At 67.8% G+C, this 22,516-nt stretch carries 17 protein-coding genes and 1 riboswitch; of the genes, 9 read left to right on the forward strand and 8 right to left on the reverse strand.

Features of this window, described 5'->3' with window-relative positions; translation table 11 throughout:
- Nucleotides 1–143 precede the first annotated feature (143 nt).
- A complete protein-coding gene (locus Q8M13_RS13350) occupies nt 144–650 on the forward strand; it encodes a cupin domain-containing protein (protein WP_305300460.1) in 507 nt (168 codons plus the stop codon).
- A gap of 48 nt (nt 651–698) precedes the next feature.
- On the opposite strand, the gene ubiB is transcribed toward Q8M13_RS13350, so the two are convergent.
- Both ubiB and Q8M13_RS13360 read right to left on the reverse strand, forming a co-directional pair.
- Nucleotides 699–2,204, reverse strand: a complete 1,506-nt coding sequence (gene ubiB / locus Q8M13_RS13355) for a 2-polyprenylphenol 6-hydroxylase (RefSeq protein WP_305300462.1) — start codon at nt 2,202–2,204, stop codon at nt 699–701.
- A gap of 4 nt (nt 2,205–2,208) precedes the next feature.
- Nucleotides 2,209–2,967: a class I SAM-dependent methyltransferase gene (locus Q8M13_RS13360; protein ID WP_305300463.1), complete on the reverse strand. Its 759-nt coding sequence runs from the start codon at nt 2,965–2,967 to the stop codon at nt 2,209–2,211.
- Between the two features lie 84 nt (nt 2,968–3,051).
- Here Q8M13_RS13360 and mutM point away from each other — a divergent pair, with 84 nt between their 5' ends.
- The 5 genes from mutM to dnaA all read left to right on the forward strand — a co-directional run bounded on the left by mutM (nt 3,052) and on the right by dnaA (nt 7,905).
- Complete coding sequence (mutM, locus tag Q8M13_RS13365; protein ID WP_305300465.1) at nt 3,052–3,930, forward strand: bifunctional DNA-formamidopyrimidine glycosylase/DNA-(apurinic or apyrimidinic site) lyase; 879 nt, start codon at nt 3,052–3,054, stop codon at nt 3,928–3,930.
- A gap of 5 nt (nt 3,931–3,935) precedes the next feature.
- Nucleotides 3,936–4,811, forward strand: a complete 876-nt coding sequence (locus Q8M13_RS13370; protein WP_305300466.1) for a TraB/GumN family protein — start codon at nt 3,936–3,938, stop codon at nt 4,809–4,811.
- Between the two features lie 31 nt (nt 4,812–4,842).
- Nucleotides 4,843–5,619: an enoyl-CoA hydratase gene (locus Q8M13_RS13375; RefSeq protein WP_305300467.1), complete on the forward strand. Its 777-nt coding sequence runs from the start codon at nt 4,843–4,845 to the stop codon at nt 5,617–5,619.
- Nucleotides 5,620–5,777: 158 nt separating this feature from the next.
- Nucleotides 5,778–6,047 (forward strand): 30S ribosomal protein S20, encoded by a 270-nt coding sequence (gene rpsT / locus Q8M13_RS13380; RefSeq protein WP_305300468.1) that lies wholly within the window; start codon nt 5,778–5,780, stop codon nt 6,045–6,047.
- Between the two features lie 403 nt (nt 6,048–6,450).
- On the forward strand, nt 6,451–7,905 hold the full coding sequence (gene dnaA / locus Q8M13_RS13385) for a chromosomal replication initiator protein DnaA (RefSeq protein ID WP_370870053.1): 1,455 nt from the start codon (nt 6,451–6,453) through the stop codon (nt 7,903–7,905).
- A 76-nt stretch (nt 7,906–7,981) separates the two neighbouring features.
- Here dnaA and Q8M13_RS13390 read toward each other — a convergent pair whose 3' ends face one another.
- On the reverse strand, nt 7,982–9,466 hold the full coding sequence (locus Q8M13_RS13390) for a helicase HerA-like domain-containing protein (RefSeq protein ID WP_305300470.1): 1,485 nt from the start codon (nt 9,464–9,466) through the stop codon (nt 7,982–7,984).
- Nucleotides 9,467–9,712: 246 nt separating this feature from the next.
- Here Q8M13_RS13390 and Q8M13_RS13395 point away from each other — a divergent pair, with 246 nt between their 5' ends.
- Both Q8M13_RS13395 and Q8M13_RS13400 read left to right on the forward strand, forming a co-directional pair.
- Nucleotides 9,713–10,849, forward strand: coding sequence for an AI-2E family transporter (locus tag Q8M13_RS13395; RefSeq protein WP_305300471.1), 1,137 nt, complete (start codon nt 9,713–9,715; stop codon nt 10,847–10,849).
- 202 nt (nt 10,850–11,051) lie between these two features.
- Nucleotides 11,052–15,893 (forward strand): NAD-glutamate dehydrogenase, encoded by a 4,842-nt coding sequence (locus tag Q8M13_RS13400; RefSeq protein ID WP_305300472.1) that lies wholly within the window; start codon nt 11,052–11,054, stop codon nt 15,891–15,893.
- Between the two features lie 100 nt (nt 15,894–15,993).
- Here Q8M13_RS13400 and purH read toward each other — a convergent pair whose 3' ends face one another.
- The 4 genes from purH to Q8M13_RS13420 all read right to left on the reverse strand — a co-directional run bounded on the left by purH (nt 15,994) and on the right by Q8M13_RS13420 (nt 21,445).
- Complete coding sequence (purH, locus tag Q8M13_RS13405; RefSeq protein WP_305300473.1) at nt 15,994–17,586, reverse strand: bifunctional phosphoribosylaminoimidazolecarboxamide formyltransferase/IMP cyclohydrolase; 1,593 nt, start codon at nt 17,584–17,586, stop codon at nt 15,994–15,996.
- Nucleotides 17,587–17,609: 23 nt separating this feature from the next.
- Nucleotides 17,610–17,693: riboswitch (ZMP/ZTP riboswitch) on the reverse strand.
- A gap of 40 nt (nt 17,694–17,733) precedes the next feature.
- Nucleotides 17,734–19,449, reverse strand: a complete 1,716-nt coding sequence (locus tag Q8M13_RS13410; RefSeq protein ID WP_305300474.1) for a heparinase II/III family protein — start codon at nt 19,447–19,449, stop codon at nt 17,734–17,736.
- A 4-nt stretch (nt 19,450–19,453) separates the two neighbouring features.
- Entirely contained in the window at nt 19,454–20,116 is a 663-nt protein-coding gene (gene rpe / locus Q8M13_RS13415; RefSeq protein ID WP_305300475.1) for a ribulose-phosphate 3-epimerase, read from the reverse strand.
- A 45-nt stretch (nt 20,117–20,161) separates the two neighbouring features.
- On the reverse strand, nt 20,162–21,445 hold the full coding sequence (locus Q8M13_RS13420; RefSeq protein ID WP_305300476.1) for an RsmB/NOP family class I SAM-dependent RNA methyltransferase: 1,284 nt from the start codon (nt 21,443–21,445) through the stop codon (nt 20,162–20,164).
- A 93-nt stretch (nt 21,446–21,538) separates the two neighbouring features.
- Here Q8M13_RS13420 and Q8M13_RS13425 point away from each other — a divergent pair, with 93 nt between their 5' ends.
- Nucleotides 21,539–21,739 (forward strand): DUF1674 domain-containing protein, encoded by a 201-nt coding sequence (locus tag Q8M13_RS13425; protein WP_305300477.1) that lies wholly within the window; start codon nt 21,539–21,541, stop codon nt 21,737–21,739.
- A 125-nt stretch (nt 21,740–21,864) separates the two neighbouring features.
- Here the strand turns inward: Q8M13_RS13425 and pyrF are convergent.
- Nucleotides 21,865–22,516: orotidine-5'-phosphate decarboxylase (gene pyrF / locus Q8M13_RS13430; protein WP_305300478.1), on the reverse strand; the 652-nt coding region annotated here is incomplete at its 5' end.

A 22,516-nucleotide genomic window follows, 5' to 3' on the forward strand; every position in this document is an offset into this window, starting at 1 on the left:
AAGGGCAACGTCTTTGCCGTGGTCACCAAGGCTGGATCGCCACGCACCATGTTCAAGCCGGACGACGGCCCGGCCTATTGGGAAGAGCAGAAGGCGAGCATGGCCCGGCGCCAGGCTTCGCGTTCGGACAGCGCGCGGGCCGAGTGACCCGCCACGTCATCCGGGCTGACGATGTCGACTGGGAGCGAGCGCCGCCCGGCCGCCACCCGTTCAATCCGGCGTCCGAAATGCGCATGGTCCGACTGGGCGATATGAGCGGCCTGAAGCGGCTAGGCGCAAACCTGATCCGCATCCCACCGGGCAAAGAGAGCTTCATCCCCCATGCGCATCTGGTGGAGGAGGAACTGGTGTTCGTGATTGAAGGCGCTGGCGAGGTGATCCTGGACGGCGTCCGCCATCTCATTGGCCCCGGCGACTATGTGGGATTCCCGACAGACGGCGTGATCCACAGCATCGTCAACACCGGCGAAGACGATCTCGTCTATCTGACGGTCGGCGAACGCGCCCGGGTCGAGGTGGCCGCCATGCCGACCATCGGCAAGACCATCGTCTTCCACGACAACCGCATGACGAGGTTGGACCACGCGGGCATGGACGAACTCACCACCGAAGAGTGGGTCGCGAAGATGCGGCTGCCGTCAGAACCGTAGGCCGTGGGCGGGGTCTACGTCCTCGCAAGGGCGGAGCAGGGCCGCTCCCTAAAAAACCCAAGCCGCCAGCAGGAAGGTCAGGCCCGACACAGCCGCGCCGATGGCGAACCAGGCGAAGGGCGAGCCCTTGCCCTGCGCGACCACGGCCACCGCCGGCAGCGGAGGGTTCTCCACCAGGCGCGCGAGATTGCGCAGCGCCTCCAGACCCTCCTCGGCGAACCGCTTGGCGCGGGCGGCGGGACCGAGTTCGCGAAGCATCCAGCGTCGCACCACCGGATCGGCGGCCCGCCAGATGTCATGCTCGGGATCGATGCGGCGCGCGACGCCCTCGACGGTCATCATGGTCTTCTGCAGCAGCACCAGTTGCGGCTGCAGGCGCATGTCGAACAGGGCGGTGATCTCGAACAACTGGGTCAGCACCCGGCTCATCGAGACATCGCTGGCCGCGCGGCCGAACACCGGCTCGCCGACCGCGCGCAGGGCCTGGGCGAAGGCCGAGACCGAATGGGTGCGCGGCACGTAGCCGGCGTCGAAGTGGGTCTGGGCGACCTTTTCGTAGTCGCGCTCCAGGAACCCCCAGAGAATTTCCGCCAGATACCGCCGCTCGGCCGGGGCCAGCCGGCCGATGATCCCGAAGTCGATCGCGGTCACCTGGGCCGGAGCGGCCACGAACAGGTTTCCCTCGTGGAGGTCGGCATGGAACACCCCGTGGTCCAGGGCCTGGGCCAGGAAGGCGCGGATCAAGTTGTCGGCCAGGGCCGGACGATCCAGGCCCGGCAATTCGAGCGCGGCGGCTTCCGACAGCGGCGTGCCGCCCGCCCACTCCTGGGTCAAGACCCGCTTGCCGACCCCGTCCCACACCACCTTGGGCGCGGACATGTAGCCGTCCTTGGCCATCACCTCGGCCAGCTCGTCGCCGCCAGCCGCCTCCAGCCGGAAGTCGAGCTCAAGCTCCGTCGCCCGGATCACCGTCTCGGCCAGGGCGCGCGGCTCCAACCGGCGCGCGGCGACCGACCAGCGCTCGGCGATCCGCGCCGCGAGATTTAGCACCTCGGCGTCCTGCGCCACCCGGCGCTCAATGCCGGGACGCAGCACCTTCACCGCCACCCGGCGGCCGTCGATCAGGGTCGCGTCATGGGCCTGGGCCAGCGAGGCCGCCGCCACCGGCTCGCCGAACCGCGAGAACAGCGCCTCTACAGGGCGGCCAAGCGTCGCCTCGACCTCACGCCGCGCCACGTCAGTCGGGAAAGGCTCGAGCTTGTCCTTCAGCCGAGACAGGTCTTCGGCGAACGGAGCCCCAAAGATGTCCGCCCGAGTGGAGAGAAGTTGGCCGAGTTTGATCGCCACCGGCCCCAGCTTCTCCAGCGACCGCGCCAACCGCTCCCCAGGCCGGCCGTCGCGGGCCTGGCGTCCGGCGAAGACCTGCAGGCTCTTGGACAGGGCGCTGAGACTGGGCGGATAGAGGGCGTCCAGCTCCCGCGGCAACAAGGCGTCATTGCGCGCCAGCGACCACGCCGCCGCTGTCAGCCGACCGAACGCCGCAACACTTCCCATTGAACTAGATCGCCCAGCCGTGGTGCATGGCCGCCACGCCGCCGGTGAAATTGGTGTAGCCGGCGCGGCTGAAGCCCGCCTTTTCGATCATGTCCACGAAGGTCCGCTGGTCCGGGAACCGGCGAATGCTCTCGACCAGGTACTGGTAGCTGTCACGATCCTTCAGCACGACCTGGCCGATGGCCGGGATCACCTTGAAGGAATAGGCGTCATAGGCCTTGCGCAACGCCTCGGCTGGCGGCTGCGAGAATTCGAGACACAGGAAACGCCCGCCCGGCTTCAACACCCGGCGCGCCTCGCGCAGGGCGGCCGAGACGTCGGTGACGTTGCGGATGCCGAACGAGATCACATAGGCGTTGGCGCAGGCGTCAGGCAGCGGCAGGTTCTGGGCGTCGCCGACGGTCCAGGTGATCTCCGGCTCGCCGCCCTTTTGGCGACCAGCGGCGATCATCTCGGCATTGTAGTCGATGACCATCACCGAGGCGTCCGGGCCGCCGCGACGCTCCTGGGCGCTGCGGGCCATCTTGGCGAAGCGGCGCGCCATATCGCCGGTGCCGCCGGCGCAGTCGATGATGACTTCCCCGGGCTGAGGATTGAGCCGCGCGGCGACAGCGTCCTTCCACAACCGGTGGACGCCCCCGCTCATCAGGTCGTTCATCAGGTCATAGCGGCTGGCGACGCGGTCGAAGACCCCGCGCACCAGGCCGGGCTTTTCAGCCGGATCGACGTCGCGGAATCCGAAGGTGGCGGCAGGTCCTGTCATGAGGAGGGTATTAGCTCGCGCACGCGAGACGCGCCAGCGGGGGCGCGGGTTGTCGTTCGGGTCCTGGCATGCCACTTCCACTCCATGCCCGAACTTCCCGAGGTCGAAACGGTCCGGCGCGGCCTGCAGCCGGTTCTCGAAGGCCAGCGCCTGTCTCGCGTCGAGGCCCGCCGCGCCGATCTGCGCTTTCCCTTCCCGGACGGCTTCGTCCAACGCCTGACCGGAGCCACGATCGAACGCCTGGAGCGACGGGCGAAATATCTGATGGCGGTGCTCGACCGCGGCGAGACCCTGGTCATGCACCTAGGGATGAGCGGCCGGTTCGAGATCGCCAACTCCAGGAAAGAAGGGCCGGAGGGCTCGACCCGACCCGGCGAGTTTCACTACGCCCCTGATCCCGATCCCAAGCACGCCCATGTGGTCTTCGAAACCGATGGCGGGGGGCGGGTCACCTATTACGACCCCCGACGCTTCGGCTACATGGCGCTGATCGGCACCGAGACCCTGGCCGAACATCCCTGGTTCGCCGGCCTCGGGCCCGAGCCGCTGTCAGACGCCTTCGACGCCCAGCGACTGATCGACGCCTTCGCTGGCCGCAAGCAAGGCCCAAAGACCCTGCTGCTCGACCAGCGCGTGGTAGCCGGCCTAGGCAATATATATGTGTGCGAGGCGCTCAACCGGGCGCGGATCTCGCCATTCAAGCCTGCTGGAACGCTTAGGCCAGCCCAGATCAAACCGCTGGTCGGCATCATCCGCGACGTGCTGGACGAGGCCATCGAGGCCGGCGGCTCGACCTTGCGCGACTACGCCGCCGCCGATGGTGCGCTGGGCTACTTCCAGCACCGCTTCCGCGCCTATGACCGCGAGGGCGAGCCGTGCCTGAACGACGGCTGCAAGGGCGTTATCTGCCGGGAAGTCCAGGCCGGCCGCTCGACCTTCTTTTGCTCCGTCTGCCAGAAGTGACCCCCATGTTGAAACGCGTTCTGGCGGCGACCCTCGCCGGCCTGGTGCTCGCAGGCTGCGCCCAGGGCGAGGCCCAGGCCCGCCCGCCGGTGTGGACCGTGCGCGACGCCGACTCCGAGATCCTGATCTTCGGTTCGGTCCACGTCCTGCCGCCCGGGCTCGACTGGCGGCCCAAGGCCCTGGACGCGGCCCTGGCCAAGGCGGACGACCTCTGGTTCGAACTACCGATCGACCCGGTTTCCGAGGCGCGGGTCGGGCAACTGGCCGCCAGCATGGGCCGGCTGCCGGAAGGCCAATCCCTGTCCAAGCTGCTGTCGCCGGAGGGCGCCAAGCGCCTGGAAGCCGCCGCCGAGAGCCTCGGCGTCAGCATGGCCGTGCTCGACCGCTTCGAGCCCTGGTTCGCTGAAGTCATCCTGGCCAGCGCCGAGTTCGTGAAGGCCGGGGCCGACGCCAATTCCGGGGTCGAAAAGTCGATCGCCGCCACGGCCCCGCCCACCGCCAAGCGGCGGGCCTTCGAAACGCCCGAGGAGCAGATCGCGATCTTCGACTCCGCCCCCCGCGCCCAGCAGATCGCCTCTCTGGAAGAGTCCCTACGCGAACTGAACTCCAACCCGAACGCCTATGACGAACTGATCGGCCATTGGCTCAAGGGCGACCTGAAGGCGCTGGACGAGGACGCCCTCGGCCCGCTGCGCAAGGCGGCGCCCGGCCTCTACGCCCGGCTGGTCACCGAGCGGAACGAACGCTGGATCGCCGAACTGAAGACCCGGATGGACGGCTCAGGCTCCACCGTCGTCGTGGTCGGGGTCGGCCACTTGGTCGGCGAGGACGGCCTTCCGGCCCGGCTCCGCGCGCTTGGCTATTCGGTCGAGGGGCCTTAAGCCCGATCCACCAATTCCGACGGAGACGGCCATGAGCTACGAGACCCTGATCGTCGAGACGACAGACGGCGTGACCCTGATCCGCCTGAACCGGCCAGAGGCGCTGAATGCGCTGAACAGCCAGCTTCTCGGTGAGCTTTCCGCCGCGCTAGACGTGGCCGAGGCCGATGCGGCCGTGGGCTGCGTCGTGTTGACCGGGTCGGATCGCGCCTTCGCCGCCGGCGCCGACATCAAGGAGATGTCGACCAAGACCTACGCCCAGATGTTCAGCGAAGACTTCTTCGGGGCTAGCGCCCGGCGGATCGAGCAGTTCCGCAAGCCGATCATTGCGGCGGTGTCCGGCTACGCGCTGGGCGGCGGCTGCGAGCTGGCCATGCTGTGCGACTTCATTATCGCCGCCGAGAGCGCCAAGTTCGGACAGCCTGAGATCAATCTGGGCGTCGCGCCCGGCATCGGCGGCACCCAGCGCCTGACCCGCTTCATCGGCAAGTCCAAGGCCATGGAGATGATCCTGACCGGCCGGATGATGGACTCCGCCGAGGCCGAGCGTTCTGGCCTGGTCTCGCGGGTGGTGGCCGGTGACAAGCTGATCGAAGAGGCCATGGCCGCGGCGACCAAGATCGCCGGCCAATCGCCGTTGGCCGTCAAGATGAACAAGGAACTGGTCGAGGCCGCCTATGAGACCACCCTGGCCACCGGCGTGGCCCTGGAGCGCCGCCTGTTCCACTCGCTGTTCGCCTTCGATGACCAAAAGGAGGGCATGGCCGCCTTCATCGAAAAGCGCAAACCCGACTTCAAGGGCTCCTGACCCTTGTTCGTGACCCGCCCCGCACGGCCCGACTTCAGCCTTGTGGATTAAACTCGTCGGGGGCGCATTGACCCGGGGACCTTCGTCCCGTATATCCGCGCCTCCGATTTACCCGCCCGGGCGAAGGTCCGGGCGCGACCCGTTTTGAGAGCTGACACATGGCCAATACGCCCGGCGCCAAGAAGGCGGTCCGCAAGATCGCCCGCCGCACCGAAGTGAACAAAGCCCGCCGTTCGCGCGTGCGCACCTATCTGCGCAAGTTCGAAGAGGCCCTGGCCGCCGGCGATCCCGCCGTCGCCAAGACCGCGTTCGTCGAAGCGCAGAGCGAGCTGATGCGCGCTGTGACCAAGGGCGTCGTCCACAAGAACACGGGTTCACGCAAGGTGTCCCGCCTGGCCGCGCAGCTGAAGAAGATGGCTGCCGCCTGAGTTGCTGCTCGGGCCTAGAGCTCGACCATTAACCACAGAACTAACAAGACTTTTGACGCACCCGCGGGTTGAGAGACCTGCGGGCGTTTCTTTTTGCGCTGCATCTAAATGTTCGCGCGTGCGGCGATTCCAGTCAGTTAACGGAACGTTGAAATTCGGATTCCCTTGCCCTGCGGGCACTGGTTTTGAGTCAACGGAAATATCCGCTGGAGCCGCGAAGAATCACCGTTGACCCCCTAGTCGCTCTGACTAGGGTGACAAGTCTCAAGACGTCCTTCCATCTGATCTCGGATGAAAAAAGGCGGCGGCGGGGGCTATGCGCTCGCCGGTTAAGGCTTTGTGTTTGCTTAACAAAGTTGTTCCGCTGCGGGGGCGCTGACGGATGACAATAAGAGAGGTTCGAATGATGGCCACTGGGGGCTTTGCGGGTTCTGTTGCCGAGACACCGGCCGTCGCTGTCTGGACCAAAACCTGCGTCGCGCTGAAGCGCGAGCTCGGTGAGGCCACCTTTGGGTCGTGGCTGGGGCAGGCTGCTCTGCGGGAACGCGGCGAGGAACTGTGTCTGGTCGCGGCCACCGGCGTGGCGCGTGACTGGATCCGTCGCCATGCTTGGCGCCGGATCGGCGAACTCTGGGCGCAGAACGATCCGATGGGTCGCAATCTGGACCTGAAGTCGCGAATGGAGTTTGACGCCCAGGGTCCGGCTCCGGCCGGCTATGCGGACGCTGTGGCCACCGCCGCGGCTGCACCGACCCAGGCTGAAGTGATCGAGATCGAGGTTCCGGTCGAGGTGTCGGCTCCCGCCGCCCGCGCGGGTCGCCAGCAAGGCCTCCAGGACCGCTTCTCGTTCGAGACCTTCGTATCGGGTCCCGGCAACGAGTTCGCCTTCGCCGTGGCCCGCCGGGTCGCGGCCTGGTCGGACGGTCACTTCAACCCGGTGATCTTCCACGGCCCCTACGGCTTCGGGAAGACCCACCTGCTCAACGCGCTCGCCTGGGAGGCCATGCAGACGGCCCCGACCAAGCGGGTGGTCTACATCACTGCAGAGCGCTTCACCTCGACCTTCGTGAAAGCGGTCCAGGACCGCCAGACCGCCGCGTTCAAGGATGAGCTACGCAACGCCGACCTGCTGCTGATCGACGACGTTCAGTTCGTCGCCGGCAAGTCGTCCACCCAAGAGGAACTGTTCCATACCCTGCTCGCTCTCGTCGAGGACGGCCGCCGCGTGGTGATGACCGCCGACCGCTCCCCCTCCGAACTCACTGAAATGGACGCGCGCCTGCGCTCGCACCTGCAGGCCGGCCTGGTCTGCGGCATCGAGCCTGCCGACCGCACCCTTCGCCTCGGCATTCTTGAGCGCAAGCTCGCCACCCTGGCCGCCCAGGGCAAGTTCGTGCCCTCGGCCCAGGCCGACGTCCTGCAATTCCTCGCCGACCGCTTCACCGACAGCGTGCGTGAACTGGAAGGCGCCTTGAACACCCTTGTGGCCCGCGTCGGCGGTGACATTTCGCGTATGACCCTTGACGAAGCCCAGGCCATCCTGCGGCCCAACCTGGCCTGCAACGAGCGCCGGGTGACCGTCGATCAGATCCAGAAGACCGTGGCCGAGCACTATCAACTGAAGCAGGCCGACCTGATCTCCGAGCGCCGCGCGCGGGTCGTGGCGCGTCCGCGCCAGGTCGCCATGTGGCTGGCCAAGCAGATCACCACCCGGTCCCTGCCCGACATCGGCCGCCGCTTCGGCGGGCGCGACCACACCACCGTCCTGCACGCCGTGCGCCGGATCGAAGCCCTGAAGGCCGAAGATCCGATGATCGCCCGCGACCTTGACGTCCTGCTGCGTAAATTGCGGGGGTAGGACGAGGCCGTAGAGCCTGGTTCTACGAAAAGGCCCGCCGGCGACGGCGGGCCTTTTCAATTCCGAGGCGGAGCGTCTAGCGCTTCTTCAACCCGCCCATGATGCCGCGCATCAACTCGCGAGCGATGGTGCTGCCCGCCTGCCGCAGCAGCGACTTCGTGAACGCCTCGCCCATCGATTGGCGGTTAGAGGCCCGGGGCTTGGGCGCAGCTTTCGGGCGTGGGGCCGGAGCCGGACCGGGGTTCCACGGCGAGCCGGAAGCCGGGGCCTCAGCGGGTGCTTGAGCCGCCGCGGCGCGGGCCTGCAATTTTTCGAAGGCGCTCTCGCGGTCCTGGGCGGTGTCGTAGAGACCGCGCACCGGGCTCTGCGCCATGATCGCGGTCCGCTCGGCGGCGGTGATGGGTCCCAGGCGTGAAACCGGCGGACGCACCAGCGTCTTCTGCACCACGGTCGGCGCTCCCCGCTCATCCAACACCGAAACCAGAGCCTCGCCGACGCCCAGCCCCTGGATGGCCTCGGCGGTCTCGAACTTCGGATTGGCGCGGAACGAGTTCGAGGCCGCCTTCAGGCCCTTCTGCTCGGTCGGGGTGTAGGCCCGCAGGGCGTGCTGGATGCGGTTACCGAGTTGGCCCAGCACCGCCTCGGGAATATCGGCCGGGTTCTGGGTGACGAAATAGACCCCGACCCCCTTTGAGCGGATCAGGCGCACCACCTGCTCCACCTTTTCCAGCAGCGGCTTGGGCGCATCGCGGAACAGCAGGTGGGCTTCGTCAAAGAAGAAGGCCAGGCGCGGCTTTTCCGGATCGCCCACCTCGGGCAGCTCTTCGAACAGTTCGCTCATCAGCCAGAGCAGGAAGGTGGCATAGAGCCGCGGGCTGGCGATCAGCTTATTCGCCGCCAGGATGTTCACATAGCCCCGGCCCGAGCCGTCGGTGCGCATCAGGTCGGACAGCTGCAAGGCCGGCTCGCCGAAGAGGCCCGCCCCGCCCTGGTCTTCCAGCACCAGCAGCTTGCGCTGGATGGTCGCCACCGTGGCCGGCGAGACGTTGCCGTATTTGGCGCCGAGGGCCGATGCATTGTCGGAGGCGAAGGTCAGGGCCGCTTGGAGGTCCTTCAGGTCGAGCAGCAGCAGCCCCTCATCGTCGGCGGCGCGGAACACCACCGTCAGCACGCCTTCTTGGACGTCGTTGAGCTCCAGCATCCGCGAGATCAGCAGCGGCCCCATTTCCGAGACCGTCGCGCGGATCGGATGGCCTTGCTCACCAAACAGGTCCCAGAACACCGTCGGCGCGGCGGCGGGATTGAGCGTCAGGTTCATCGACGCGGCGCGGGCGAGCATCTTCTCGTTGGGCGCGCCGATCGCGGCGATCCCGCTGAGATCGCCCTTCACATCGGCGGCGAACACCGGGACGCCAGCGTCGGAGAGGCCTTGGGCCAAGATCTGCAAAGTGACCGTCTTGCCGGTTCCGGTCGCCCCAGCCACGAGCCCGTGCCGGTTGGCGCGGTCGAGCCGCAGAAACTCGGGTTGCTCCGAAAAGCCGATCAGGACGTCATCGGTCATGTGTCGCTCCGCAAACTAAATCGCCCGGCGAAGCTAGCCGCACCACGGTCCGGCTTCCACCGCTGTTCCCAGAACGACATACGATTGCCGAATATCGCCGCTCGAAGATCGCGTTACGCCGTTCTTTGGGCGTGAAGCGGCATAAATGCTCCCAATCCCCGGCGAAGCGGGGTAGGGATAGCCAAAATTGACGTAGCCCTTCCTCGCGCTGACAGTCGCAGGGAACCGAGGCTGCAAGAAGAACCAATGTCCGTCCGCGCCACCGAGTCCAACACTACCCGCGTCTCACTCGTCATCCTGGCGGTGATCGCGACGGGCGCTGCCCTCTATTGGCTGCGCGGAATTCTTACGCCTCTGGCGCTGGCCGTCTTCCTGGCGGTGATGGTGGACGGGTTTGCGCGCGTCATCCGCATGCGCCTGCCTTGGGTCAGCGAGCGCGCGGCCCTGCCGCTGGCGATCGTGCTGTCGGTATTGCTGTTCGGCATCTCGACCTTCGTGATCGCCGAGAACGCCACCACCTTCGTCGGACAGCTCGTCGCCTATACGCCGCGCCTCAACGGCCTGATCGCCCAGGTCGCCGGCCTGCTCGACATTCCGGTGCCGCCGACAGTCAACGACCTGTTCACCCAGCTCAACCCCGGGGCCTATCTGGCCGATGTGGCCAAAGGCCTGCAGGGCTTCGCCACCGACGCCTTCTTCATCCTGATCTATCTGGGCTTCATCGTCGCCTCGCGGCGAGGATTCCAGCGCAAGGTGATGGGCCTCTTCCCTCACAGCGCCGAACGTCACGAGGCGATCCAGGCGTTCCGCCGCATCCGCGACGGGGTGGAGCGCTACCTGTGGGTCCAGACCGTCACCGGCCTGATCATCGCGGTCTCGTCCTGGATCGCGATGATGGTCATCGGCCTAGACAATGCGGTCTTCTGGGCCTTCCTGATCTTTATGGCCTCCTACATCCCGGTGATCGGGGGGGCGGTCGGGATCCTGGCGCCGCCGATCTTCGCCTTGATCCAGTTCTCCACCTTCTGGCCCGCGATCATTCTGCTGGCCGTGCTGCAAGCCATCCAGTTCGTGGTCGGCAACATCATCCTGCCGCGCATGCAGGGCGACAGCCTGAACATGGACCCCGTCGTGGTGCTGCTCAGCCTGGCATTCTGGGGCGTGATCTGGGGCATGGCGGGCATGTTCCTGTCCACACCTCTGACCGTCATGGCCATGGTCATCCTGGCCCAGTTCGACGGCACCCGCTGGCTGGCCGTGCTGCTCTCGGCCGACGGCGAACCCGAGAAGCTACGCGACCACAAACCCACCGGCTCGCCGGACGCAAAACCCGCAACCGAGCGGCGTACTTCCGCGTCACGCAAGCGTGAACCCAAAGTCTGAAAACCGGGGCCTTCAACTTGTTCGTTTCCTACCTATCTAGAGTTCGTTCGGGCATCACCCGAAACACAGGCGGCTCAGGCGTCAGCCCCCGCCGCTGCGAGCCCCCCGCGCTCCGCCTGCCCCCCCCAGGTGGAGCCACACGCCGCCGGACTCTCTCCTCCGGCGGCGTTCTCGCGTCCGGACTTCGGCTCGGAGCCTGAACATGACAAAACGCCCCAAGTTGACCACGGCCCAACGCGGCCTGATCTCGACCTTCACTGAGATCACCGGCGACGAAACTCCCGCCGCCCACGCCTTCATCGTCCAGGCCGCCGACGACGCCGCGCCCGACGAACTCCCGGAAATTCCGACCAAGGCGCTGGCCGCTCTGCTAGCCGACTTCTGGGCCTTCGGGGCGCAGCGCAAGGGCGCGCTGCCTGTCATCCGCCTGGCGCCCATCGAGGGTGCGCCGGGTCTGGAACGGCTTGAGATCCTGCAAGACGATGCGCCGTTCCTGGTCGACAGCGTCATGGGCGAAATCGCCGACCAGGGCCTGTCGGTCCGCTCGATGTTCCACCCTGTGGTCGAGGTCGCGCGCAACGCCAAGGGCGCGCGTCTCGCCGAGGGCCAGACGCGCCAGGAATCGATGATCCAGGTGATCCTCGAACGGGTCGGCTCCGACCGCGAGGCCGCTCTGGTCGCGGGCCTGCAAGCCACCCTGGCCGATGTTCGCGCAGCCGTGGACGACTTCCCGGCCATGCTCGACCTGATGGCTCGCACCATCCATGAGCTGGAGGCCGCGCCGGCCACTGCTGGTCGCGACGAAGACGTCCAATTCCTAGCCTGGCTGCGCGACGAGCACTTCGTCTATCTGGGCGCCCGGGTTTACGAATATCCGCGCCTGAAGGACGGCGCCTACGCCCCGGAAGAACCGCTGTACCAGCCCGAGGACGGCCTCGGCGTCCTGCGCGACCCGGCCCGCACCGTGCTGCGCCGATCATCGGAGCCGGCGGTGCTGACCGCCCAGATCCAGGCCAGCTTCAGCAATGACCCGGTCACCGTCGCCAAGTCCAACCTTCGCTCGCGCGTCCACCGCCGCGGCTACATGGATTACGTCGGGATCAAGCGCTATGGCCCCGACGGCAAGCCCTCCGGCGAAATCCGCTTCGTCGGGCTCTTCACGGTCGAAGCCTATGACGAGCCGGCCTATGCCGTGCCGATGATCCGCGCCAAGGCCGCCGCGGTCCTCGAGCGCGCCGGCAAGGCGCCCGGCAGCCACAACGAGAAGCGCCTGCGCAACATCCTGGAGACCTATCCCCGGGAAGAACTGTTCCAGGCGACCGAGGATGAGCTGCTGGCCGCCGCGCTGGCGATCCTGCACCTCAACGATCGCCCACGCGTTCGGGTGTTCGAACGGCGCGACCCGTTCGACCGCTTCGCCTCAGTGCTGCTGTTCGTGCCGCGCGAACGCTACGATTCCGACCTGCGCGCGCGCGCCGGCGAGATCTTAGCTGAGGCCTACGGCGGCCGGGTCACCGCCTATCATCCGAGCTTCTCAGGCAGCCCGCTGGCCCGCGTTCACTTCATCATCGGCTTCGAGCCCGGCGACCATCTTGAGCCCAACCTCAAGGCGGTCGAAACCGAGATCGCCGCGGCCTCGCGGACCTGGGAAGATCGCTTCGCCGCCGCCGTCCGCGCCTCGGGCCGGGCGACAGCCGAAGTCGCCGACATGGTGTCCCGCTACGCCGAGGCTTTCACCGCCGGCTATCGCGAGCGTTATGACGCCGAAGAGGCGCTGACCGACATCGCCGTTATCGAGAGCCTCGCGGCCGGCGAGCCGGTGCGGATCCGCGCGTTCCGCCGCGCCGCCGACTCCAAGACCCAGATGCGCTTCAAGCTCTACCGGCCCGGTTCGCCCGCACCGCTGGCCGAGGTGCTGCCGATCCTCGAGAACATGGGCCTGAAGGCCATGGTCGAGACCGGCTTCCCGGTGATGAGCGCCGGTGGCCGCCGCGTATGGGTTCACGAGTTCGAGCTCGACGACCAACACGGCGAGCACCTGGTGTTCGCCGAGGTGAAGCACGCCTTCGAGGACGCCTTCACCGCGGTCTGGACCGGCGACACCGAGAGCGACGGCTTCAACCGCCTGGTGCTCGAACTGTCGATTTCCTGGCGCGAAGCCGCGTTGATCCGCGCACTGGCCCGTCACCGCCAGCAGTCGGGCCTCGATCCCAGCCAGCGGGTTCAGGAAACCGCCCTGTCCAATCACCCGGGCGTAGCCCGGCTGATCCTCGACCTGTTCCGCACCAAGTTCGACCCGGCGATCAAGGCCGATCTCCCCACCCGCACGGCCCAGGCCGGCCAGGTAATGGAGGAGATTGTCCAGGCGCTGCAGCAGGTCGACAGCCTGGACGACGACCGCGTGCTGCGCCGCATCGCCCTGCTGGTCGGGGCGATCAAGCGGACGAATTACTACCAGACTGGCGCCGACGGCCGGGCCAAGCCCTATATCAGCTTCAAGGTCGCCTCCGGGGAACTGGCCGACCTGCCGCTGCCCAAGCCCTATCGCGAGATTTTCGTCTGGGCGACCCACATCGAAGGCGTCCACCTGCGGTTTGGGCCAGTGGCCCGCGGCGGCCTGCGCTGGTCCGATCGCCGCGACGACTTCCGCACCGAGGTGCTCGGCCTGGTGAAGGCCCAGCAGACCAAGAACGCGGTGATCGTGCCGGTAGGCTCGAAGGGCGGCTTCTATCCCAAGCAACTGCCCAAGGGCGGCGCTCCGGATGCGACCCGCGCCGAGGCGATCCGCGCCTACACGACCTTCCTGCAGGGTCTGCTCGACATCACCGACAACCTGACCGCCGACGGCAAGATCGTGCATCCGCCGGGCGTCGTGATCCATGATGGGGACGACCCCTATCTGGTCGTGGCGGCCGACAAGGGCACGGCCACCTTCTCCGACATCGCCAACGGCATCGCCGAATCCTACGGTTTCTGGCTGGGCGACGCCTTCGCCTCGGGTGGTTCGGCCGGTTACGACCACAAGGAAATGGGCATCACCGCGCGCGGGGCGTGGGAAGCGGTCAAGCGCCACTTCCGCGAGGTGGGCAAGGACATCCAGTCCGAGCCCTTCACCGTGGTCGGCGTCGGCGACATGTCGGGCGACGTGTTCGGTAACGGCATGTTGCTGTCCACCCAGATCCGCCTGCAGGCCGCCTTCGACCACCGCCATATCTTCTTCGACCCGAATCCGGATCCGGCGACGTCGTACGAAGAGCGTAAGCGGATGTTCGAGCTGCCGCGCTCGTCCTGGGACGACTACGACCGCAAGAAGATCTCCAGGGGCGGCGGGGTCTTCCCGCGCAGCCAGAAATCGATCCCGCTGAGCCGCGAAGTGAAGGCCATGCTGGGCGTCGAGGCCGACAGCCTGGCGCCGGCCGACCTGATCAACGCCATTCTGAAGGCGCCGGCTGAGTTGCTCTATGTCGGCGGCATCGGCACCTATGTGAAGGGTCGCGGCGAGAGCAACGCCGAGGTCGGCGACAAGGCCAATGACGCCCTGCGCGTCAGCGCCGGCGACCTGCGGGTCAAGGTGATCGGCGAAGGCGCGAACCTGGGCCTCACCCAGGCCGGCCGCATCGAGTTCGCCCTGGGCGGCGGCCGGGTGAACACCGACGCCATCGACAACTCGGCCGGGGTGGATTCGTCCGACCATGAGGTGAACATCAAGATCCTCACCGGCATGCTGGAACGCACCGACGTGCTAAATCGGCCCAAGCGCGACAAGTTGCTGAAGTCGATGACGCAGGACGTCGCCGAGCACGTGCTGACCCACAACTACGACCAGACCCTGGCGCTTTCGCTGATGGACCTGGATGCGGCAGGCGAACTCGAACCCCACGCCCGCTATATGGCCCACCTGGAAGCCCGCGGTCAGCTCGACCGCGCGGTCGAGGGGCTGCCGGACGCCACCGTGCTTGCCGAACGCCGTCAGGCCGGCAAAGGCCTGACCCGGCCGGAAGCCGCCGTCTTGCTCGCCTATGGCAAGCTGGAGTTGAAGGGCGATATGGCCCACAGCCCGGTGGCCGACGATCCTCACTTCGAGGCCCTGCTGGAAGGATACTTCCCAAAAGGCGTGCGCAAGTACGACGACGCCCTGCGCCGTCACCGCCTGCGCCGCGAGATCATCGCCACCGTGGTCGCCAACGACGCCGTCAACCGTTGCGGGCCATCCTTCCCGACCCGGTTGATGTCGGCGGCCTCCTGCGACGTCACCGCCTTCGTCACAGCCTATGAGGCGGCCAAGGCGGTGCTTGGCCTCGACGCCCTTTGGGACGCGGTCTCAGCGCTCGACGGCAAGATTCCGGCGGCGGGCCAGATGGCCCTCTACCGGCGGCTGGCCTACACGCTGCGCGGCGAGACCTTCTGGCTGGCCCGCCGCGCCTCGCGCGGCGGTCACAGCGTCGAGGCGCTGATCAAGCGCTACGGCCCTGGCGCGGCGACCCTGACGACCTTGCTGCCGGATATCTTGTCGCCGGTGGAACGCGGACGCTTGGAAGCCCAGGTGGCTCGCCTGACCGAGGCGGGCGCGCCCGAAGCGCTTGCTCGAAAGGTCGCCAACCTGCAGCCGCTCACCGTGGCTGTGGACCTCGTCGATCTGGCGGAGGCGTCAAGCTGGTCGCTGCCCGACGCGGCGCGGCTCTATGACCATGTCGGCCGCAGCTTCGCCTTCGACCGCCTGCGGGCGGCGAGCGCCGGTTTCACGGCCGGCGACGCCTTCGAGCGCACAGCCGTTCGTCGCCTCGTCGAGGACCTGCTGGCCGAGCAGGCCAGCCTGACCCGGCAGATCATCGCCCACAGCGCCGACGCCAAGGCCGGAAAGAGCGACGAAGCCGCCCAGGCGGCGATCGGAGCCTGGACCGCCCTGCGCCACGACACCGCCGAAACCGCCCGCAAGGCGATCGAGGAGATCGAGGCCGCCGGTGGTCCCTGGACGTTCGCCAAGCTCACCATCGCCAATGCGGCGCTGCGCGAACTGGCCAACGCAGAGACGGCGAAGGGGTAACTCCAACCCCTCGTCATCGCGGGATGCGTCCCGGGCATACAGAAACGCCGCCGATCATCGCTGATCGGCGGCGTTTTGCGTCTGCGATGAACGTCGGGTGCTAGTGCCGGAAAACCCGCACACCGGTGAACACCATGGCGATGCCGCGCTCGTCGGCCGCCTCGATCACCTTGTCGTCGCCAATCGAGCCGCCGGGCTGGATAACTGCGGTGCAGCCGGCGTCCGCCGCCTGCAGCAGTCCGTCCGGGAACGGGAAGAAGGCTTCAGAAGCACAGGCTGAGCCCTTGAGGTCCAAGCCGAAATCGGCGGCGCGCAGCGCGGCGATACGTGCCGAGTCCTTGCGGTTCATCTGGCCGGCCCCAACGCCCAGCGTCTGGCCCTGGCGGGCATAGACGATGGCGTTCGACTTCACGTGCTTGGCGATGGTGAAGGCGAACAGCATGTCGCGCACTTCCTCGTCGGTAGGGCTGCGCTTGGTCACCACCTTCAGGTCGGCGGCGGTCAGATGGGCGGTGTCACGGCTCTGCACCAGGAAGCCTCCCGAGACCGAGCGGAAGGTTTCGCCCGGCGTATGCGGGTCGGGCAGGCCGCCGGTGACCAGCAGCCGCACGTTCTTCTTCTTGCGGAACAGCGCGATGGCGTCCTCGTCGGCGTCCGGCGCGATCACCACCTCGGTGAAGACTTCGAGCACCTTGGCCGCGGTGGTCGCGTCCAGCCTGGTGTTCAAGGCGACGATGCCGCCGAAGGCGCTGGTCGGGTCGCACGCCAGGGCCCGCTCATAGGCCTCGGCCAGGCTGGCGCCGGTCGCCACGCCGCACGGATTTGCGTGCTTGATGATCGCGCAGGCCGGAGCGGTGGCCGGGTCGAACTCGGCGATCAACTCATAGGCGGCGTCGGTGTCGTTGATGTTGTTGTAGCTGAGCTCCTTGCCCTGGAGCTGCTTGGCCGTCGCCACCCCGATCCGCGGATTGGCGAAGCGATAGAACGAGGCCGCCTGATGGGGGTTCTCGCCATAGCGCATGGTCTGAGCGAGCTCGCCGGCGAAGGCACGGCGGCGCGGGGCTTCCTCACCCAGCTCCTTGGCGAACCAGGCGGAGATCGCCGCATCATAGGACGCCGTCCGAGCATAGGCCCGCGCCGCCAGCTTCTTGCGCAGCGCAAGGCTGGTGCCGCCGTTCGCCTTCAGTTCGGCCAGCACTTCTTCGAGGTCGGAAATCTCGGTACAGATCGCCACATAGCCGTGGTTCTTGGCCGCCGAGCGGACCATGGCCGGACCGCCGATGTCGATGTTCTCGACGCAGTCCTCGAACGAACCGCCCTTCGCGACCGTGGCCTCGAACGGATAAAGGTTCACATAGACGATATCGATGGCGCCGATGCCGTGGTCGGCCATGGCCTTGGCGTGTTCGGGCGCGTCGCGCACGCCCAGCAGGCCGCCGTGGACGATGGGATGCAGCGTCTTCACGCGCCCGTCCATCATTTCCGGGAAGTTGGTCAGGTCGGAGACATCCTTCACCGCCAGGCCTGCCCCAGCGATCGCCGCGCGGGTGCCGCCCGTGGAGACCAGCTCAACACCATGCTCGGCGAGCAGCTTGGCGGCCTCGACCAGGCCGGTCTTGTCGGAGACAGAGATCAGCGCGCGCTTGGGCGCGACCAGGTCGGGTGCGGGCGGGAAATCGGGGGCGGCGGGCATGGCAGTCTCCTGTGGGGTTACACGGAAATTGCCCAGGCGAGCGGCATGCAGATATTCCGCGCTCCCCGGTGGTCGCCCACCTTCATTCGCCAGTCACGCGGAATGACGTCGAATTAGGCCCACTGAGCGCGCGGGTCAATGCGACCCTTAGTGCGGCTCGGCCGCCGCGAACTTCCAGCGCAGGCGGGCGCCGCTATCGGCGCGGGCCTGGCCGCGCAGCACGATCTGCTGGCTGCGGCGCGGCTTGCCGTCCTGGAAATAGACCGAGGTCTCGATGTCGGCGGACTGGGCGTCGTTGCGCAGCCACCAGCCAGGTTCGCCCTCGTGGGCGCGCAGCAGCACGCTCTTGCCATCGCGCGCCAGGCTGGCGCTGACGTCGGGATGGACGTGGAAGCGCGAGGTGAACGGGATGAACCGCCGCCCCGCCTCGCCGCCCTGACCCGGCTGAACGGCGACCAGCGCATCCTCGCCGCGCAATTCGTCGGCGTTCAGGTCGAGGAACAGCTTTCGCTCATGCCGCAGGCCGAACCGCTTTTCCCAGCCGTCATGCGACAACTCCAGCCACAGGGCGCCATCGGCCTCATAGCGCTTGGCCTCGACATTCTCATAGGCGCCGACCAGCCTTGGTCCCAAGGCCGCGGCCCGGAACCCGCGCAGAGGCTCGCCGCAGGCCTGATCGGCCAGGGAAAGCGTCGAGGACGCGTCCACCAGACGCAGGGCCTGGGGGCCGGCGGCCTCCGGCGACCAGGCGCTGGCGGCGATCAGCCGGCGCCCGCCTACCAGGACCTCCATGGCCAGCGGCTGGGCGCAGGCGGTGACGCTCCAGGCGCCTTGCGCTGGGGCAGCGCCGTCAGCGAACACCTGGATGCTGGGACCTTCGAGCCGATGATAGCCGTTGCGGGAAGCTGGAACCGGCGCCACGGCGTTCTCGGCGGCGCGCGCGGCGGCCACATAGGTTCGCGCGCCGGCCTCGCCTCCCTGAAGCTCAGGCAGGGCCCCGTCGGCCAGGGTGAAGAAACGCACCGTCCCGCTCAAGCGGTCGATCGCCCGCATCATCTCCTCGGGCGCGACCCGACCGCGCTGGACCAGGGCCTCGTCGAGGGTCTGAAGATCGAGCAGAAGCTCCAAGGCCGCGCGGGGACAGCGCGAGGCGTGGCCGCCATCCGGTTGGACGGTGACCGGCAAGGTTTGAGCCAGCCGCGTGAGGCCCTGCGCCATCAGCTTCTCGCCGACATCGCCCGAAAGCGCGGTTCCGGCCAGGGCGGTGGCGGCGGCGCGTTCGGCCGCCCGCACCGGCCCATCGACCAGGGAAATCAGGTGCCGAGCTTGGCGCGCCAGATCCAGCGCGATCAGCGCAGCTTCCATGTCCGAAGCCTTGGCGCTGATCGCCCTAGCGCCGCAGGCCAGGTGCAGCACACGCCGCTCCAGGACCTCGGGGCTCCAAGAAAAGGCGTTCCAGCGCCCGAACACGCCGCGCCAATCGAGCGTCAGGCGCAGCGCCTCGGCCGCGCCCTCATCGCCCAGCACCAGCAGGTCGCGCATCCAATCAAAGCCGTGCAGACCGACCGCGAAGCCGTGGCTCGGGCTCGGCCGGTCCCAGGGATCACCCCCGACGCCAACGTCGAGCATCACGCCGGCGAAGGTGAACCGACCCGCCAATATGCGGCGGCCAGCGTCCTTATCGGCGGGTCGCGGGTCCTTGGGAAAGGCGGCCAATCCCTCGGGACGCGGCCGCGCCAACAGCCAGCGGTGCAGGGGCGAACCGGCCCATTCACGTCGGACCTGCCGCAACGCGCCCTGCGTCAGGGCCAGCCCCCAAAGGCCGCCTGTGGTTTTCGAAATCGCCGGGACCGCTCCGGCCACGCTGCTAGCCGCCCTTCAGCGCGCGGATGTTGTCGGCGTATTTCGAAGGACCGCCCTTGAAGACCGCGGTGCCGGCGACCAGGGCCGTGGCGCCGGCCGAAATGCACAGCGGCGCGGTTTCAGCCGTCACCCCGCCGTCGACTTCCAGCTCGATATGACGGCCGGTGGCGTCGATCATCTTGCGCAGGGTTTCGATCTTGCGCAGCTGCGAGTGCATGAACTTCTGCCCGCCGAAGCCGGGATTGATCGACATGACCAGGATCAGGTCGATCTCATCCATCATCCACTGGATGACGCTGGGATCGGTCGAGGGATTGAAGACCACACCGGCCTTGGCGCCCAGTTCGCGGATGCGCTTCAGGGTGCGGTTCAGGTGGGGGCCGCTCTCCGGGTGGACGCTGATGATGTCGGCGCCCGCCTCCCGGAAAGCTTCCAGATAGGGGTCGGCCGGCGCGATCATCAGGTGGACGTCGAACGGGATCTTCGCGTGCGGCCGCAGGGCCTTCACAATGTCCGGGCCAAGCGTGATGTTCGGCACGAAGTGGCCGTCCATCACGTCCACATGCACCCAGTCGGCGCCCGCCGCCTCAATGGCGGCGACTTCCTCGCCCAGCTTGGCAAAGTCGGAAGCGAGAATGGATGGGGCGATGATCGGTGCAGTCGTCATGCCCTGGACTTAGCCAAGCCTCGCCCCAGGGACAAGGCCGAGCGCTCACCCTGTGCGGACGAACCGCGCGACATAGAACCCATCCTGGCCTCCAGCCCGATGATGCGGCAACAGGCGCAGGGTTCCATCGGCCAGTTGACTGGCCCATGGCGCCCCGCCCTCGCCCGGTTGGGCCGGGCTGAGCTTGAAGTCGCGATGGCGCATCAGGAAGGCCGTGGTCTGGGCCTCGCCTTCCTCCGGCTCCAGCGAACAGACGCAATAGACCAGCCGGCCGCCGACCTTGGTCCGCTTGGCGGCCGAATCCAGCAGGCGGCTTTGGACGCTCGCCAAGGCGGCGACATCGCTGGGTCGCGCGGCCCACAGCACGTCGGGGTGGCGACGATAGGTGCCGGTGGCGCTGCAGGGCGCGTCCAGCAGCACGGCGTCGAACTCGCGCTCGTCTGCCCACTCGCCGGCGTCGGCGGCGACGATCTCGGCGCTCAGCCCTGTACGTTCAAGATTTTCCTTCACCCGGACCAGTCGGGCGGGCGAGCGATCGACGGCGACCACGTCGGCGCCAGTGGCCGCAAGTTGCATGGTCTTGCCGCCCGGGGCGGCGCAGAAATCGAGCACGGTCTCGCCGGGCTTGGCTTCCAGCAGGCGGGCCGGGATCGCGGCGCTGGCGTCCTGCACCCACCACAGGCCCTCGTCATAGGCGGGCCAGGCGGCGACATCGCCCTTGCGCGCCGTGCGCAAAGTGCCGCCGGCCAGCACTTCGCCTTCCAGCTCTGCCGCCAGCCGTTCGCCGTGGTCGGGCGACTTCAGCGACAGGTCGGTGGCCGGCTCGTCGGCGATCAGGGCGGCCATGGCGTCGGCGGCCTCGCGCCCGAAGGCGGCGGTCCAGCGCGCATAGAGCCAGGGCGGGCACAGCGCCTCGGGCAGGTCGAGGTTCGGCGGCTCGCGCAGCAGCCCGCGCAGCACCGCATTGATCAGGCCCTTGAAGGCCCGGGTCGAAGAATGGCTGGCGGCGAGATCGACGCTGGTGGTCACGGCGGCGAAGGCCGGCACATCCATCAGGAACGCCTGGGTCACGCCGATCCGCAGGATATTGCGAACCTCTTCCGGCGGAGCCCGGGTGAGCTTGGCGTCGAGGGCCCGCTCGATCGGCCCCAGCCGGCGCAGAGTGGCCATGGCCAGCGCCATGGCGAACCCGCGGTCGCGCGGCTCCAGTCCCTTGAACAGCGGCCGAGAAAGGGCTTCGTCCAGGCCGGCGCGGCGGGCGAGGCTGGCGGAAAGGATGTCGATGGCGGCCCGACGGGCGGGCAGGCCAATGTCGCGTTCTTCAGTCACCGGCGCGGCGTGCCCTCATCGGCGGCCTGAGGCAAGCGGCGATTGCGCCCACCCGCACTGGCGCATCAAGCTTCAAGCGCCTAAATCGAAGGGATGAGCGATCAAACCCCGCCCAATGCGGCTCCCGGCAAGGAGCTGACGCCCGCCGCCCGCCGCGCCCTGGAAGAGGCCGCCGCGCGCCACGCCGCCGACCAGGCCGAGGCCGAACGTGTCGCCGAGCTCGGCGGTCCCAAGGGCCCGGAGCCGACGCGTTTCGGCGACTGGGAACGCAAGGGCATCGCCGTCGACTTCTGATTGCTCGTCATCCTCTGGTCGCCGAAGGCGATCCAGGAGACCCAAGCTGAGTTCCAGAACTGACTAGGCCGCTTGGGTCTCCCGGATCTCGCTTCGCGAGCCCGGAGGATGACGAGCGGTAGGGATCAAATCCCCAGCATTTCCGCAGCCACCCGCTGGGCAGCCTCGCGCGGATCGTTGGCGGCGGTGATCGGACGGCCGCAGACGATGTGGCTGGCGCCGGCGCGCAGAGCGTCAGCCGGCGTAGCGGCGCGGGCCTGATCGTTCTTGGCCGACCACTCGGGGCGCACGCCGGGCGTCACCACCAGGAAATCCTTGCCGCCGATCTGGCGGGCTAGGGCCGCCTCATGCGGGCTGGCGATCACACCGTCAGCGCCGGCCGCAATGGCGTGGTGGATGCGGCGCTCCACCAGCGCGCGGGCCGTCTCGGTGAAACCCATCTCGATCAGGTCGGCGTCGTTCAGGCTGGTCAGCACCGTGACCCCGAGGATTTTCAGGTTCGAGCGCCCCTTGCCGCGCACCGCGGCGGCCAGGACCTGCGGCTCGGCGTGGACGGTCAGGAAATCGCAGCCGACATCGGCCAGGACGCTGGCGGCGCGCTGCACCGTGGTGCCGATGTCGTGCAGCTTCCAGTCCAAGAACACCTGCTTGCCCTGAGCCTTCAGCTCGCGGGCCAAGACCATGCCGTCGCCGGTCGCAAACAGCTCCAGCCCGACCTTGTAGAAACTGGCTCCATCACCGATAGCCGCGACCATGGCGCGCGCCTCCTCGACAGTC

Source organism: Phenylobacterium sp. (assembly GCF_030681155.1).
Taxonomy (GTDB): Bacteria; Pseudomonadota; Alphaproteobacteria; order Caulobacterales; family Caulobacteraceae; genus Phenylobacterium.

What these genes read in the sequence shown, in the direction of transcription:
- purH (WP_305300473.1), bottom strand. Translation starts at nt 17,586, where the DNA reads ATGCCCGCCGCCCCCGATTTCCCGCCCGCACCCGACCTGGTCGCGCCC.
- rpe (WP_305300475.1), bottom strand. Translation starts at nt 20,116, where the DNA reads ATGACGACTGCACCGATCATCGCCCCATCCATTCTCGCTTCCGACTTT.
- Q8M13_RS13375 (WP_305300467.1), top strand. Translation starts at nt 4,843, where the DNA reads ATGAGCTACGAGACCCTGATCGTCGAGACGACAGACGGCGTGACCCTG.
- Q8M13_RS13400 (WP_305300472.1), top strand. Translation starts at nt 11,052, where the DNA reads ATGACAAAACGCCCCAAGTTGACCACGGCCCAACGCGGCCTGATCTCG.
- ubiB (WP_305300462.1), bottom strand. Translation starts at nt 2,204, where the DNA reads ATGGGAAGTGTTGCGGCGTTCGGTCGGCTGACAGCGGCGGCGTGGTCG.
- dnaA (WP_370870053.1), top strand. Translation starts at nt 6,451, where the DNA reads ATGATGGCCACTGGGGGCTTTGCGGGTTCTGTTGCCGAGACACCGGCC.
- Q8M13_RS13425 (WP_305300477.1), top strand. Translation starts at nt 21,539, where the DNA reads ATGAGCGATCAAACCCCGCCCAATGCGGCTCCCGGCAAGGAGCTGACG.
- Q8M13_RS13370 (WP_305300466.1), top strand. Translation starts at nt 3,936, where the DNA reads ATGTTGAAACGCGTTCTGGCGGCGACCCTCGCCGGCCTGGTGCTCGCA.
- mutM (WP_305300465.1), top strand. Translation starts at nt 3,052, where the DNA reads ATGCCCGAACTTCCCGAGGTCGAAACGGTCCGGCGCGGCCTGCAGCCG.
- Q8M13_RS13360 (WP_305300463.1), bottom strand. Translation starts at nt 2,967, where the DNA reads ATGACAGGACCTGCCGCCACCTTCGGATTCCGCGACGTCGATCCGGCT.
- rpsT (WP_305300468.1), top strand. Translation starts at nt 5,778, where the DNA reads ATGGCCAATACGCCCGGCGCCAAGAAGGCGGTCCGCAAGATCGCCCGC.
- Q8M13_RS13395 (WP_305300471.1), top strand. Translation starts at nt 9,713, where the DNA reads ATGTCCGTCCGCGCCACCGAGTCCAACACTACCCGCGTCTCACTCGTC.
- Q8M13_RS13390 (WP_305300470.1), bottom strand. Translation starts at nt 9,466, where the DNA reads ATGACCGATGACGTCCTGATCGGCTTTTCGGAGCAACCCGAGTTTCTG.